This is a genomic window from Orrella daihaiensis (assembly GCF_022811525.1).
Taxonomy (GTDB): domain Bacteria; phylum Pseudomonadota; class Gammaproteobacteria; order Burkholderiales; family Burkholderiaceae_B; genus Algicoccus; species Algicoccus daihaiensis.
Window position 1 is genome coordinate 2,563,067 of record NZ_CP063982.1, and the last position, 13,439, is coordinate 2,576,505.

Here is a 13,439-nt window from a genome sequence, read left to right on the forward strand (position 1 = left end):
GTGATTACAACGCGTGTTGCGCATTGCTGCTCTCTATATGCTCGACGAGCTCCTGCCAGCGATCGAACTTGCGCGCACGAATGCGGATGTCTTGGCCAACATTGTCGTGATCAATAAAGCTTAACTGATCGGCCTCAGATAACTGATCAATCCCAGGGATATCAAGCATAGGCAGACCGTGCCCTAAAAATGTAGGTGCCAAATACAGGATTAATTCATCAATGCAGCCTGCACGCCACAGGGCACCATTGATACCAGCACCTGCTTCCACATGCACCTCATTGATGTCATATTCAGCTAACCATTGCATCACCGCATTCATATCAACACGATCGGGGTTGTTCTGATCAGGCACATTAACCACCACCGCTTCTTTTGATGTGAGCTGTGTCACTCTGCCCTCATCCGGGTTTGCTGCAAAGAGAATCAAGCCTTCCGTTTGCAGCAGCTTGGCATTGTCAGGAATTTCCAGTTTGGGATCAATCACTGCCCGTCTAGGCTGGCGATGTGTCTCTATCGCACGCACATTCAGTAGTGGATTATCAGCTTTAACGGTACCAATACCCGTCAACACGAGACAACTGCGCGCACGCCAGTGATGGCCATCAGCGCGAGCCTCGGCGCCCGTAATCCATTGCGACTGTCCATCGGGCAAAGCGGTGAATCGATCCATGGATGCCGCGATTTTTGCCCAAACATAAGGCTTGCCGCGTACCATCCGAGAGACAAAACCAGGATTAATCTCCAGAGCTTCTTTGGCAAGCACACCAACACTCACCGCTATCCCTGCGCTGCGCAACGCCGCGATGCCGCGACCCGACACAGCCGGGTATGGGTCAACATGGGCAATCACCACCCGCGCGGGCTTGGCATGAATTAACGCATCCGTGCATGGAGGTGTCTTGCCGTGATGGCTGCAAGGCTCAAGCGACACATAGACAGTTGCACCTTCAGCAGATCCACCTTTTTGTTTGAGGTCTCTCAAGGCCATTACTTCAGCATGCGCGTGACCAGCGGCTTGCGTAACACCTTCGGCAACCATCTGTCCATCTTTGACGATGACGCAGCCAACCCGCGGATTAGGCGTGGGCACGTACAACCCGGACTCCGCTAGTTCTAGCGCGCGCGCCATGAACTTGATGTCGAGGGATGATTGGGTGTCAGACATGCCGTCGATTGATAGGCTTAGCCGTCGCGCTTTCGCAGCGGCTTTTGCATTTCCTTGATCGCCTGCACGAACTCACCGATGTCCTCAAAGCTTTTGTAAACGGACGCGAAACGCACGTAGGCGACCTTGTCGAGCTTATTCAGTTCCTGCATCACGAGCGAACCGATTTTTTCGGTTGATACTTCACGCTCACCGCTTGTCAGGAGGCTCTCTTCTATACGATGAACAACCTGATCGATCTGGTCAGTACTGACCGGGCGCTTGCGCAGGGCCAACCTGAGACTTGCCTGAAGCTTTTGCGGGTCGTACTCATTGCGGCTGCCATTACGTTTGACCACCGTAGGCATGGCCAATTCGGCACGCTCATAAGTCGTAAAGCGCCGGTCACACTTCTCGCACCGACGTCTGCGACGCACGAAATTACCATCTTCGCCAGTGCGCGAATCAACCACTAACGTTTCGGCATGACCGCAAAACGGACACTTCATTGAACAACTCTCAGCGATAGACCGGAAAAGCTGATGTCAACGCATGCACTCGCTCACGAACGGCATTCAGATTTGCAGCGTCGGTGGGCTTATCCAGAACATCAGCAATCAGATTGCCGGTCAATTCAGCTTCTGCCTCCTTGAAACCACGCGTGGTCATGGCGGGCGTTCCCAGACGTACACCGCTAGTCACGAAAGGCTTTTCCGGGTCATTTGGGATAGCGTTCTTATTCACCGTAATATGGGCTTCGCCCAATGCCTTCTCAGCATCTTTACCGGTAATGCCTTTGGCACGCAAATCGACCAGCATGACGTGACTTTCCGTCTTGCCAGAAACAATGCGCAAACCACGCTTGACCAATGTCTGCGCTAACACCTGAGCATTTTTGACGACTTGGGCGGCATAGTCTTTGAAGCTCGGGTCCAACGCCTCTTTAAATGCCACCGCTTTTGCAGCAATCACATGCATCAATGGACCACCCTGAATACCCGGGAAGATCGCTGAATTAATAATCTTCTCGTGCTCTGCTTTCATCATGATCACGCCACCGCGTGGGCCACGTAGCCCCTTGTGAGTTGTGGAGGTCACAAAGTCTGCATAAGGCACCGGGTTGGGATAGGCGCCGCCGGCGACCAATCCCGAGTAATGAGCAAGATCGACTAAAAAGAGAGCGCCGTTATCCTTGGCGATCTGGGCAAACCGCTCAAAGTCCATTTTCAGCGAATAAGCCGAAGCACCCGCCACGATGAGCTTGGGCTTATGCTCTTGGGCCAAAGCCTCAACCTTGGCGTAGTCGAGCACCTCGTTGGCATCTAGCCCATACTGATGAAAGTTATACAACTTACCCGAGGCATTCACGCTAGCGCCGTGGGTCAAGTGACCGCCTTCAGCCAAACTCATGCCCAACACCGCATCACCTGGCTTTAGCACCGCCAAATAAACGGCCTGGTTGGCCTGCGAGCCGGAATTAGGCTGCACATTGGCTGCCTCGGCACCAAACAGTTGCTTCAGACGATCGATCGCGAGCTGCTCAACAATATCAACGTACTCGCAACCACCGTAATAACGCTTGCCCGGGTAGCCCTCGGCGTACTTGTTGGTCATTTGCGACCCCTGAGCCTGCATCACCGCAGGGCTGGTGTAGTTCTCAGAGGCGATCAGCTCGATGTGCTGTTCCTGACGCTGATCTTCTTTCTGGATAGCGCTCCAGACCTCCGGGTCAACTCGGTCAAGCGTAAGAGTACGGTCAAACATGGACGTGTCCTGGCAATATGAAAGTAAAAAGATATGCGTGATGGCAATATGCCACCACGCAGAAGTCTTGTTCTTGTTTCAGGCGTCTATTGTACCGTCACGCCTGCCAGTTGCTGTTAGCCGACCTGAGCAGGAGCCAAGCGCTGATTCAAGGTGTAAATCCCCGTCAGACTAGCCTTGTCCAGAACGTGCCCGTCCATGGCCTCTAGTACCTGCTGGCCATTGAACTTGCCCTCTAGGGGCAGTTTCTCAATGTCAAGCGCATAGACCGTGAACACGTAGCGATGCAAAATCGAGTCATTCCAGGGTGGGCATGGACCGTCATACCCAAAATAGTCACCGGACATGTCGTGATCGGTGGCGAACCAGTTGGTGTAGTCGTTCACGCCTTGGCGGGTGTCATGAGGCGCAAGTGGTCCACCCTTGCCACGAGGCGTGACTTCGCAGCTGTACTCACCTTCTGCTATCTCGGTTTTATCGGCTGGCATGTCCACGAGCACCCAATGGAAGAAGTCGATTCGCGCCAAATCCTCAGGTATTTCGCGGCCTTCCTGATTGACGTCATCTGCTTTGCTTGGCACATCCGGGTCATGACAAATCACCACGAAAGACTTGGTGTGGGCCGGTGCCTGTTCCCAAAGCAGATGAGGGTTGATGTTTTCGGACAAGGCCACATGAGATTGGGGATCGATTTTGCCAAACGCGAATTGCTCAGGAATCCAGGCCTGATCTGCGAATGAATGGCTAGATAACTTCATATGCTTCTCCTAATCAAATTGGAGTGGGACAGCCACCCCTGCGGACCGACCAAATCAGTCCGAACTGCATCTTTTTAATGTCGGCTATCAGCCTTATCTTTTACCAAACTTATGCGAGTTTGGTGTTGCGGCAAGAACCGTACTTGAGGACGGCTTGATCAGAGCTTTCATCCAACCTTAACACGAGCAAATTTCCGCTTGCCTACTTGCAGAACATAAGTACCTGAACCTAGGGTTAACCCTTTGTCAGATACTTTCTCGCCGTCGATACGAACGCCACCTTGCTCGATATTACGCTGCGCTTCTGATCCAGAGCTGACAAGTCCTGCCTGACGCAACGCTTTTAAGACGCCAATCTCAGGCTCGGCAATGGTGACTTCAGGCATATCCTCAGGAATAGCACCATCCCTGAAGCGAGCTTCAAATGTCTCGAGTGCCTTTTGTCCAGCTCCAGCCCCATGAAACCGGTCCACGACTTCGATTGCCAACATAACCTTGGCATCACGTGGATTGCGTCCGGCCTCAGTGTCAGCGCGCAAGGCCTTGATGTCTGCGACTGGCTTAAACGAAAGCAAGTCGTAATAGCGCCACATCAGTATGTCAGAGATTGACATCAGCTTGCCAAACATGGAATCCGGGGGTTCGCTGATGCCGATGTAGTTACCCTTGGACTTGGACATTTTCTCTACACCATCGGTGCCCTCGAGCAAGGGCATAGTCAGAATACATTGTGGTTGCTGACCATACTCCTTTTGCAACTCCCTGCCGACAAGCAAATTAAACTTCTGATCAGTGCCGCCTAGCTCCAAATCCGCCTTTAACGCCACAGAGTCATACCCCTGCATCAAGGGGTAGAGAAACTCATGCACCGAAATAGAAACACCATTGCGAAACCGCTGTGTGAAATCCTCTCGTTCCATCATCCGCGCGACGGTGTAGCGCGAGGCAAGCTCGATCATGCCACGTGCACCCAACGGATCACACCACTCTGAGTTGTAGCGAATCTCGGTGCGCTCAGGATCAAGGACCAAGCTCGCCTGAGCGTAATAAGTTTTAGCGTTCTCTTCAATTTGCTCCCGCGTCAGCGGCGGGCGAGTGGTATTGCGCCCGGATGGGTCGCCGATCATTGAGGTGAAGTCACCAATCAAAAAAATCACCGTGTGACCGAGATCCTGCAGTTGTCGCAGCTTGTTCAAAACCACCGTGTGCCCTAGATGAATATCAGGTGCAGTGGGGTCAAGGCCAAGCTTGATGCGCAAAGGTGTCTTGGTCGCCTCACTACGCGCAAGTTTTTGGACAAATTCGTCTTGAACCAGCAACTCATCGCAACTGCGAAGAGCCACCTCCAGACTGTGCTTGACGCGGTCGGTAATCGGATAGATCACGGTGTCTGGCTTGGTGCTCGTTGGATTGCTCATGTCAGTGAAACGAAGAACAGTTCTTAAACACGCCAACGCGTCGAATTCCCGACTGAGGAACCCTGACGCTTGTGGCAGGTCAATGGTTGTTAAGTATTTGAGAATTAAGCTAACATTATGACAGGAATCGCTTCGGACACTGAAGGTGCCCGTGGTTTTGTACTGACAAATACGAGTCAACCCCACTGCATACACCGAGGTTTTATCTTAATGCCAGCGAAATCCAGACGACCCATAAAAACTGTGCTCGGCGTGTCTGCCGGAGGATTATTGGTCGCTGCTGGGGCATTCGCGATGGTCACACCGGAGCGCGGTGCGGCTCCCTCTCAGAACCTGGTTACTGACACGTTGGTGTTTCAGTTGCCGCCTCTGGAGTCCCGCGACACCACGGCTTTAGAGTTCGAACAAAAAATCGAAACCAGGATTCGCTCTGGCGATACTGTCGCTAGCATTCTGGAAAGACTCGGTATCCAGGAAGAAGGCTTCATGGCCTTTATTTCCTCACAGGCGGTCACTCGCAAGGCCGCTCGGGGGCTTGTGCCAGGTCGCACCGTGCAAGCAGCACTTGACGGCGATGGCAGCATGAAATGGATACGCTATTACCACACGCCGATCACGGAGAACAAAGGCAAATACCAAACCGAGTACCTTTTGATTACCAAACTGGGTGACAAATCATTCACAGCAGAAGAGGTATCGGCTAACACAGAGTCGCAAATGCATTTGGCTGCCGGGGTGATCAACTCGTCACTTTTCGGGGCAACCGATGCGGCTGGCGTACCCGATGGCGTGACCATGCAAATGGCTGAAATCCTGGGCGGCAAAATCGACTTTCTGCGCGACATACGCAAGGGTGACGAATTCCGGGTTCTGTACGAAACACGCATGCATGAGGGCCGACCAACCGGATCAGGTCGCGTGTTGGCCGTTCAATATATCAATGACGGCAAGCTCATTGAAGCCATGTGGTTCGCCCCCGAAGGTCAACATGGCGGCTACTACGATAAAGACGGCAAGAGCCTGAAAGCAGCCTTTTTGCGTAGCGCTATTCCATTTACCCGTGTCAGCTCCAAGTTTGGCAAGCGCATGCACCCAATCCACAAACGCTGGAAAGCGCACAATGGAATCGACTTCGCGGCACCAACGGGCACACCGATCCGAGCCACCGGCGATGGGGTTGTGGACTTCATTGGAACCAAGGGTGGATTTGGCAAAACCATCATCTTGCGCCACCCAAACAACATCACAACCTTGTTTGCGCACCAGAGCCGCTTTGCCAAGGGATTAAAGCGTGGTGATCGAGTCGCTCAAGGCGAAATCATCGGCTATGTGGGGTCAACAGGGTGGTCAACAGGCCCTCATTTACATTATGAGTTCCGGGTGAACAACAAGCCGGTGGATCCCCTTGGGGTCAGGATGCCTGAAGCGGTAAAGCTTGATGACAAACAGCGCCAACAGTTTTACGCGCATGCCTTGCCCTGGCGCGATCAACTCGAGCGAATTGCTGAATTGCAAGACCTTGACCGCAACCTACAGGTTGCTGAACGCTAACGCCGCCTATCCATGACCGCCTGCCACACCATCGGCCTGATGTCAGGCACGAGCGTCGATGGCGTGGATGGCGTGCTGTCTTATTTCTCAGAGTCTGGACGGCCTCAAATCCTCTCCAAAGCCAGCGAGCAGATTCCCGTTAGCTTGCGCCAAGAGCTATTGGCGCTAAACACGCCTGGTGACAACGAACTGCATCGATCTGCGCTTGCTGCTAACGCGATATCAGACCTCTACGCTCGGGTCGTGTTCAACCTGCTGGAACAAGCGGGCTTAAAGCCTGTAGACATCGCGGCAATTGGAGCGCACGGCCAAACAGTGCGGCACCGTCCGGAACTCGGATACACCTCACAGCTTTTAGCACCCGCCCGATTGGCTGAGCTATCGGGCATTGCAGTCATTGCAGATTTTCGTAGTCGTGATGTGGCAGCCGGCGGCCAGGGCGCCCCGCTAGTACCAGCATTTCACCGAGCCGTGTTTGGTACCGATACACCACTTGTGATTCTTAATCTCGGTGGGATTGCCAACGTCACCCTGTTGCGACCTGACCGTCCTGTGATCGGCTTTGACACCGGACCGGCCAACATGCTGCTTGACCTTTGGTGTCAACGCCATACCGGCAAACTCTATGACGCAGATGGCAAATGGGCAGCGTCTGCCCCTTCCCATCCAAAACTGCTTAAGCACTTGATCGAATCGGAGCCCTGGTTTGCCCTGCCACCACCGAAATCCACCGGACGCGATCTGTTTAATCCACAGTGGTTAGACAGCCGTCTATCGGGGTTTGAGTCAGTCGAGCCAGCCCACACGCAGGCCACTCTACTGGCACTGACCGTTCAATCTATCGTGGCGGCACTCGGGCAACAAGACCTTGTCGACGTGCCTATCTACGCCTGCGGCGGTGGCGCTCGGAACCTCGAACTCATGCAGCGGTTAGCCCAGGCGTGGGAGGGACCGGTGAGTACGACCGACACACTGGGTATCGGTACTCAAGACATGGAAGCGTTGGCATTTGCCTGGCTGGCTTGGGCGCATCTGAACAAAAACGCCGGTAACCTTCCTGAGGTGACCGGCGCCAATGGCTTTAGGATTCTAGGTGCGTGCTGGCCCGCTTAGCTCTCATTAAACAGAGAAAGAAGACCCACAACCACACGTCGTCGTGGCATTCGGATTACGAATCACGAACTGAGCGCCCTCGAGATCTTCCTTGTAGTCGATCTCAGCGCCCACTAGATATTGAAAGCTCATCGGGTCAACTAACAACTGCACACCATTTTTCTCCAGGGCAGTGTCATCGTCATTGATGTCTTCATCAAACGTGAAACCATACTGAAACCCTGAACAACCACCGCCTTGCACAAACACGCGTAACTTCAAGTTTGGGTTGCCCTCGTCGATGAGCAAATCCCTCACCTTATCGGCGGCAGACTCCGTAAAAATGATCGGTTCTGGCGGCGACTGCAGATCAACAGTTTCAGTGACATTACTCATGATTTTTCCTTACTACGCAATTTCGGAGGGCATTTGTCCGTTATGTGGAAGATACGCTGAATCCAACACTTTCTCAGTATAAACCCTAGTCATATCAAGGGCATGTGCCGTCAATCGCATGTCGTCTTGCACGCGGCGACATTGATATATAAATTATTTAATTTCTTATTTGGCAAATATTATCAAAAAGAAATAAACTGCGAACCCGCCGTTCATCCAATTCACAACAGACTCATGTTCTATCGCTTCTTCCACAAAAAACCCCTGCCGAATCCAACATCCGAATCCGCCAAACAGCAACTGCCTCGCACCATCAGTCTGACTCAACTCACCCTGGTTGGAGTCGGCAGCACCCTGGGCACAGGGATTTTCTTTGCCATGGCCGAAACTGTTCCAATCGCAGGCCCTGCCGTCATTATTTCGTTTTTACTGGCCGCCATCACGGGTGGGCTGACCGCACTTTGCTACGCCGAGGTCTCGAGTGCGCTACCGGTATCTGGCGCCTCTTACACCTTCACGTACATCACCATGGGCGAGGGAGCCGCCGTGCTGGTCGCTGCCTGCCTTTTGCTGGAATGGGGCATTGCCGGTGCAGCCGTCGCTGTTGGCTGGAGCACCTATCTAAATCAGTTGATTGAGATGGTGACAGGCTCAGCTATCCCCGAGATGTGGCGTACACCGCCACTTCTATCAGACGTCGAAGGGCTTGAGTTCGGTGGTACGGGGGTTGTGAATCTACCAGCCATCGCGGTGGTGTGGCTGTGCACCTTGCTACTGCTGCGGGGCTCGCAAGAATCGGCTCGCTTGAACGCTTGGCTCACCATCACCAAAGTCAGCATCTTGCTGCTGTTTGTAGCGATGTCATTAACAGTGTTCAGAATCGAGCACTTCGCACCCTTCATGCCATTTGGCATCAGCGGTGTCAGCGCTGCTGCAGCCATCATCTTCTTTAGCTTTGTGGGCCTTGACTCCGTCGTTAACGCCAGCGAAGAAGCAATCAACCCACAAAAAAATATCCCCCGGGCGATCTGCACGGCGTTATTGATTGTCACCACTGTCTATGTGCTCGTGGCCGTCAGTGGTTTGGGGGTACAAACATACGATCAGTTTGTGGGTGTCGGCGGAGCACTGCCCGCTATTTTGATGCGAGCTACCGAAAGTCCGGCAACCGCCATCATGCTGGCAACCGGTGCGGTGATCTCCATATTTAGCGTCACATTTCTCACGCTATTTGGGCAAGCAAGGATCTACTTTGCCATGGCACGTGATGGACTATTGCCGAAGTGTTTGGCACGCACGGATCCCAAAACGCATTGCCCTAAAGCCGGCACACTCTTAGCAGGCTTGGCTATTACACCGTTAGCAGGATTTTTCCCAAGCCACGTCTTGTGGGCGATGGTGAGCCTTGGAACACTGATGGTGTTTATCGCCGTGGCGATTTCCCTGATCCTGTTGCGCCAGCGCAAACATACGCCACCAGAGTTTCGTGTTCCACTGTATCCGGCCACACCAATCATTAGCATCGCTGCCTGCATTTATCTGATTGCCAACCTAAGCGGCACCGTATTTACATTATTTTTACTCTGGCTGAGTTTGGCGCTACTTTTTTACGCCGCATTTGGTCAACGCGGCGCACACAAGCTCGCGCAACATCAGGGTAGTATGGCGACCTGAGATAACCCAGTGGCCTCTGGCAAGCCAAACATCAGATTCATGTTCTGCACGGCTTGCCCGGAGGCACCTTTGACTAGATTGTCTTGAATCGCCAACACAATTAGACGATCAGGATGACCAGGCGGACGATGAAGCGCGAGGCGCAACTGATTGGAGGCACGCACCGATCGGGTTTCTGGCAGACTGCCAGCAGGCATGACATCCACGAATGTCTCGTTGGCGTAGAAGTGTTCATATAGCGCCTGCAGGTCAACACCTTGCGCACCCGGTAAAAGTTTGACATACAAGGTGCTTAACATGCCACGCACCATAGGTACCAAATGGGGTACGAACGTGAGATTCACTGATGCATTTGCCAACAAATCGAGTTGCGCCTTAATTTCCGGGTGATGGCGATGGCCGGATACGCCATAGGCCTTGAAACTGTCGCTAACTTCAGAAAAAAGACTGCCAACTGAGGCACCCCGGCCAGCGCCACTGACTCCACTCTTGGAGTCTGCAATGATGTCCTTGGTATCAATCAACACGTTAGGTTTCAGTAACGGTGCCAAGCCAAGCAACACTGTGGTCGGATAGCAACCCGGATTACCCACCACTTTGGCACCTGCAATTGCCTCGCGATTCAACTCCGGTAAACCATAGACTGAGTCTGCCAGGATATCGGGGCAGGCGTGCGGCATTTTGTACCAATGCTCAAACACTGCCGTGTCCTGCAACCTAAAGTCTGCTGCCAGATCAATGATTTTGACATTGGCAGCCAAGAGCTCTTTTGCCTGGCTCATGGCCACACCATGTGGGGTGGCAAAGAAAACCACATCACAACTGGTTAAGTTTGCTTGTTCAGGCGTACAAAACGCCAAGTCCACCTTGCCGCGCAAGTTGGGATACATATCGGCCACCAACACTCCAGACTCTTTACGCGACGTAATCGCGGTCAACTTTACATTCGGATGCTGGCTTAGCAAACGCAAAAGTTCCACGCCGGTGTAGCCCGTGCCACCAACAATGCCAACTTTGATAGGGGTGTGAGATGAGGACATGACCTAAACCCTGTAACTGAATGCTCAAAGCGTCATTCTAGTGCGTAGTCATGGTTAGCGAACCAGACTTTTTGGAGAAGTCGACAATGCACCTTAGCCATAAAAAATACCGCCCCGAAAACAACACTGGGGCGGCATTTTTGTGCAACAGGGATCGCAACCAAGGTTGCAACCAAAGTTGAGCTTGCAGCTTAGCGCTTGCTGAACTGCTTGCGGCGACGTGCCTTGCGCAAACCAACTTTCTTACGTTCAACCTCACGGGCGTCACGGGTGACGTAGCCTGCGTTGGACAATGCGGGCTTGAGCGTTGCGTCGTAATCAATCAGCGCACGGGTGATACCATGACGCACCGCGCCGGCCTGACCGCTTTCGCCACCGCCGTGTACGTTGATATGAAAGTCAAACGATTCTAGATGGCCAGTCAGTTCAAGCGGTTGACGCACGACCATGCGGCCTGTTTCACGAGCAAAGAACTCATCAACGGGCTTGCCGTTGACCATGATCTTGCCAGTACCTTTTTTAAGAAACACGCGAGCCACCGAAGTCTTGCGGCGGCCAGTGCCATAGTTCCAATTACCAATCATGACGCGTCCTTAGAAGTCGAGAGGCTGCGGTTGTTGTGCAGCATGGGGATGCTCGCCACCAGCGTAGATCTTGAGCTTTTTGATCATCGCGTAGCCAAGCGGGCCGTTAGGCAACATACCCTTGACTGCTTTCTGGATCGCACGACCCGGGAAACGCTCTTGCATCTTGGCAAAGTTCGTCTCCGAAATACCACCTGGGTAAGTCGAGTGACGATAGTATTTCTTGTTCAATGCCTTGTTGCCGGTGACAACGATGTCAGCCGCGTTGATGATGACGATATAGTCACCCGTGTCAACGTGTGGTGTGAATTCAGGCTTGTGTTTTCCGCGCAAACGGCGTGCGACTTCGCTGGCCACACGACCCAGGACTTTGCCCTTGGCGTCAATCACAAACCAGTCACGCTTTACTTCATGCGGCTTAGCCACGAAGGTTTTCATGATTGGATCCTAAATACGTTACGAACCGAAGACCATCTTCAAGTTCTGCTTACTTACCCTTAGTCTGTCCGCACCCGTCAAGACGTGTAACCCGTCCGTACCACTGCGGCCTTTCGCAAGGTAATCGAAGATTCTATCATGAAATCAGTGACTTTCGTGGTTCCCGAGGCCCCTCAAGTTCCAGCAATCGACATACGTTCGATCAGGATTGAGCCAGTCGTCTTGCTGCCTCGCGTGAGCTCATCTGCACCCACTTTCACAATCTGACGAAACATGTCTTTCAGATTCCCCGCAATGGTGATTTCCTGAACGGGATATTGGATTTCCCCATTTTCTACCCAGTAACCAAATGCACCGCGAGAATAGTCGCCCGTGACATAGTTCACGCCCTGCCCGATTAACTCTGTCACCAAGAGCCCCGTACCCATCTCTTTCAACATACCTGCAAGATCATCGGACGGGTTTGTTTTGGTGGAGTAAAGCCTCAGATTGTGTGAACCCCCAGCGTGGCCAGTGGTCTGCATGCCGAGCTTACGTGCCGTGTAGGTGGACAGGAAGTAGCTTTGCAAAATCCCCGCTGACACAATCTGACGCAGTTCGGTACGCACACCCTCATCATCAAATGCCCCAGAACCTAACGCGGCTGGAACAAATGGGTTTTCATCAATAAACACATGGTCCGGAAATATCGATTGCCCCAGCGAATCAAGCAAAAACGTTGTCTTGCGATACAGAGCACCGCCGCTGACAGCCTGCGTGAGCGCACCAAGCAACCCTAGCGCCAATGGCGCCTCGAAAAGTACCGGAACTTGCCGGGTCGACAAACGTCGTGCATTAAGCCGCGACAACACCCGTTGCGCCGCATATCGCCCTACCTCGGCTGGTGCAGCCAGCCGATGCGCAATGCGATCACTGGTATACCAATAGTCACGTTGCATATTGTCACCACGCCCAGCGATAGGCACCACCGACAGGCCGTGACGGGTATATGTGTATCCATCCAGAAATCCACGGGTGTTACCCATCACAAACTGACCCTCGTGGCTGTCAACACTTGCCCCTTCTGAGTTGGTGATCTGTTTGCTCACGCCGCGCGCTGCCTCTTCAGCCTCAATGGCGAGCCTGGCGGCTTCATCAACCGTGATAGCCCACGGGTGGTAGAGGGATAGGTCGGGACTACCCTGTAACATAAGCTTATCCGCCTCTGGTAAGCCAGCGGCAGGATCTTCAGCGGTGTATCGTGCGATGTGCCAGGCTGCCTGAACAGTTTGCTCAAGCGCGACCCGGGAAAAGTCCGAGGTTGAGGCCGACCCGCGCCGTTGACCGGCATACACCGTAATAGACAGCGAGCGGTCGCGTGTTTGCTCAACCGTCTCGACTTCGCCCAAACGCACATTGACGGCCAGGCCTTGGCCCTCTGAGACCTCGGCCACGGCATCACTGGCACCCAGCGTTTTGGCGAACGCAAGGGCTTGCGTGACAAGGTCTTCAAATTGGGCTCTATGTTCTTGGTGAGGCAGTGGCTGCATGTGCAATTGACCTTTGGATGATCTAAGTAAATAGCGTAATCCCGTATG

13 protein-coding genes are annotated in these 13,439 nt (G+C 53.2%); 3 read left to right on the forward strand and 10 right to left on the reverse strand.

The features are described from left to right. Positions 1–4 precede the first annotated feature (4 nt). The 5 genes from ribD to tyrS form a co-directional block, all read right to left on the reverse strand. Positions 5–1,168 carry a bifunctional diaminohydroxyphosphoribosylaminopyrimidine deaminase/5-amino-6-(5-phosphoribosylamino)uracil reductase RibD gene (gene ribD, locus DHf2319_RS11785; protein ID WP_243478552.1) on the reverse strand — a complete coding sequence of 388 codons (1,164 nt, stop codon included), beginning with the start codon at positions 1,166–1,168 and terminating at the stop codon, positions 5–7. 17 nt (positions 1,169–1,185) lie between these two features. Further along, complete coding sequence (gene nrdR / locus DHf2319_RS11790) at positions 1,186–1,656, reverse strand: transcriptional regulator NrdR (protein WP_243478553.1); 471 nt, start codon at positions 1,654–1,656, stop codon at positions 1,186–1,188. A gap of 10 nt (positions 1,657–1,666) precedes the next feature. After that, positions 1,667–2,911 carry a serine hydroxymethyltransferase gene (gene glyA, locus DHf2319_RS11795; protein WP_243478554.1) on the reverse strand — a complete coding sequence of 415 codons (1,245 nt, stop codon included), beginning with the start codon at positions 2,909–2,911 and terminating at the stop codon, positions 1,667–1,669. 116 nt (positions 2,912–3,027) lie between these two features. Next, complete coding sequence (locus tag DHf2319_RS11800; protein WP_243478555.1) at positions 3,028–3,669, reverse strand: YbhB/YbcL family Raf kinase inhibitor-like protein; 642 nt, start codon at positions 3,667–3,669, stop codon at positions 3,028–3,030. Between the two features lie 167 nt (positions 3,670–3,836). Beyond that, the gene (tyrS, locus tag DHf2319_RS11805) at positions 3,837–5,087 is read right to left on the reverse strand and encodes a tyrosine--tRNA ligase (RefSeq protein ID WP_243478556.1); all 1,251 of its coding nucleotides are present in this window, start codon (positions 5,085–5,087) and stop codon (positions 3,837–3,839) included. Between the two features lie 210 nt (positions 5,088–5,297). Between tyrS and DHf2319_RS11810 the strand changes: the two genes are divergently transcribed. Both DHf2319_RS11810 and DHf2319_RS11815 read left to right on the forward strand, forming a co-directional pair. Beyond that, positions 5,298–6,638, forward strand: coding sequence for a M23 family metallopeptidase (locus tag DHf2319_RS11810; protein WP_243478557.1), 1,341 nt, complete (start codon positions 5,298–5,300; stop codon positions 6,636–6,638). A 12-nt stretch (positions 6,639–6,650) separates the two neighbouring features. After that, positions 6,651–7,751 carry an anhydro-N-acetylmuramic acid kinase gene (locus DHf2319_RS11815; RefSeq protein WP_243478558.1) on the forward strand — a complete coding sequence of 367 codons (1,101 nt, stop codon included), beginning with the start codon at positions 6,651–6,653 and terminating at the stop codon, positions 7,749–7,751. 6 nt (positions 7,752–7,757) lie between these two features. Here the strand turns inward: DHf2319_RS11815 and erpA are convergent, their stop codons facing one another. Continuing rightward, on the reverse strand, positions 7,758–8,126 hold the full coding sequence (erpA, locus tag DHf2319_RS11820) for an iron-sulfur cluster insertion protein ErpA (RefSeq protein WP_243478559.1): 369 nt from the start codon (positions 8,124–8,126) through the stop codon (positions 7,758–7,760). 234 nt (positions 8,127–8,360) lie between these two features. Here erpA and DHf2319_RS11825 point away from each other — a divergent pair, with 234 nt between their 5' ends. Further along, positions 8,361–9,800: an amino acid permease gene (locus DHf2319_RS11825; RefSeq protein ID WP_243478560.1), complete on the forward strand. Its 1,440-nt coding sequence runs from the start codon at positions 8,361–8,363 to the stop codon at positions 9,798–9,800. On the opposite strand, the gene argC is transcribed toward DHf2319_RS11825, so the two are convergent. From argC to pmbA, 4 genes are all read right to left on the reverse strand, one after another. Continuing rightward, positions 9,779–10,840 carry an N-acetyl-gamma-glutamyl-phosphate reductase gene (argC, locus tag DHf2319_RS11830; RefSeq protein WP_243478561.1) on the reverse strand — a complete coding sequence of 354 codons (1,062 nt, stop codon included), beginning with the start codon at positions 10,838–10,840 and terminating at the stop codon, positions 9,779–9,781. The two genes, DHf2319_RS11825 and argC, sit on opposite strands and share 22 nt — an antisense overlap. A gap of 191 nt (positions 10,841–11,031) precedes the next feature. Then, a complete protein-coding gene (gene rpsI, locus DHf2319_RS11835) occupies positions 11,032–11,424 on the reverse strand; it encodes a 30S ribosomal protein S9 (protein WP_243478562.1) in 393 nt (130 codons plus the stop codon). Positions 11,425–11,433: 9 nt separating this feature from the next. Continuing rightward, positions 11,434–11,862 carry a 50S ribosomal protein L13 gene (rplM, locus tag DHf2319_RS11840; RefSeq protein WP_243478563.1) on the reverse strand — a complete coding sequence of 143 codons (429 nt, stop codon included), beginning with the start codon at positions 11,860–11,862 and terminating at the stop codon, positions 11,434–11,436. Between the two features lie 173 nt (positions 11,863–12,035). Continuing rightward, entirely contained in the window at positions 12,036–13,391 is a 1,356-nt protein-coding gene (gene pmbA, locus DHf2319_RS11845) for a metalloprotease PmbA (RefSeq protein WP_243478564.1), read from the reverse strand. Positions 13,392–13,439: the final 48 nt, after the last annotated feature.

What these genes read in the sequence shown, in the direction of transcription:
- ribD (WP_243478552.1), bottom strand. Translation starts at nt 1,168, where the DNA reads ATGTCTGACACCCAATCATCCCTCGACATCAAGTTCATGGCGCGCGCG.
- nrdR (WP_243478553.1), bottom strand. Translation starts at nt 1,656, where the DNA reads ATGAAGTGTCCGTTTTGCGGTCATGCCGAAACGTTAGTGGTTGATTCG.
- glyA (WP_243478554.1), bottom strand. Translation starts at nt 2,911, where the DNA reads ATGTTTGACCGTACTCTTACGCTTGACCGAGTTGACCCGGAGGTCTGG.
- DHf2319_RS11800 (WP_243478555.1), bottom strand. Translation starts at nt 3,669, where the DNA reads ATGAAGTTATCTAGCCATTCATTCGCAGATCAGGCCTGGATTCCTGAG.
- tyrS (WP_243478556.1), bottom strand. Translation starts at nt 5,087, where the DNA reads ATGAGCAATCCAACGAGCACCAAGCCAGACACCGTGATCTATCCGATT.
- DHf2319_RS11810 (WP_243478557.1), top strand. Translation starts at nt 5,298, where the DNA reads ATGCCAGCGAAATCCAGACGACCCATAAAAACTGTGCTCGGCGTGTCT.
- DHf2319_RS11815 (WP_243478558.1), top strand. Translation starts at nt 6,651, where the DNA reads ATGACCGCCTGCCACACCATCGGCCTGATGTCAGGCACGAGCGTCGAT.
- erpA (WP_243478559.1), bottom strand. Translation starts at nt 8,126, where the DNA reads ATGAGTAATGTCACTGAAACTGTTGATCTGCAGTCGCCGCCAGAACCG.
- DHf2319_RS11825 (WP_243478560.1), top strand. Translation starts at nt 8,361, where the DNA reads ATGTTCTATCGCTTCTTCCACAAAAAACCCCTGCCGAATCCAACATCC.
- argC (WP_243478561.1), bottom strand. Translation starts at nt 10,840, where the DNA reads ATGTCCTCATCTCACACCCCTATCAAAGTTGGCATTGTTGGTGGCACG.
- rpsI (WP_243478562.1), bottom strand. Translation starts at nt 11,424, where the DNA reads ATGATTGGTAATTGGAACTATGGCACTGGCCGCCGCAAGACTTCGGTG.
- rplM (WP_243478563.1), bottom strand. Translation starts at nt 11,862, where the DNA reads ATGAAAACCTTCGTGGCTAAGCCGCATGAAGTAAAGCGTGACTGGTTT.
- pmbA (WP_243478564.1), bottom strand. Translation starts at nt 13,391, where the DNA reads ATGCAGCCACTGCCTCACCAAGAACATAGAGCCCAATTTGAAGACCTT.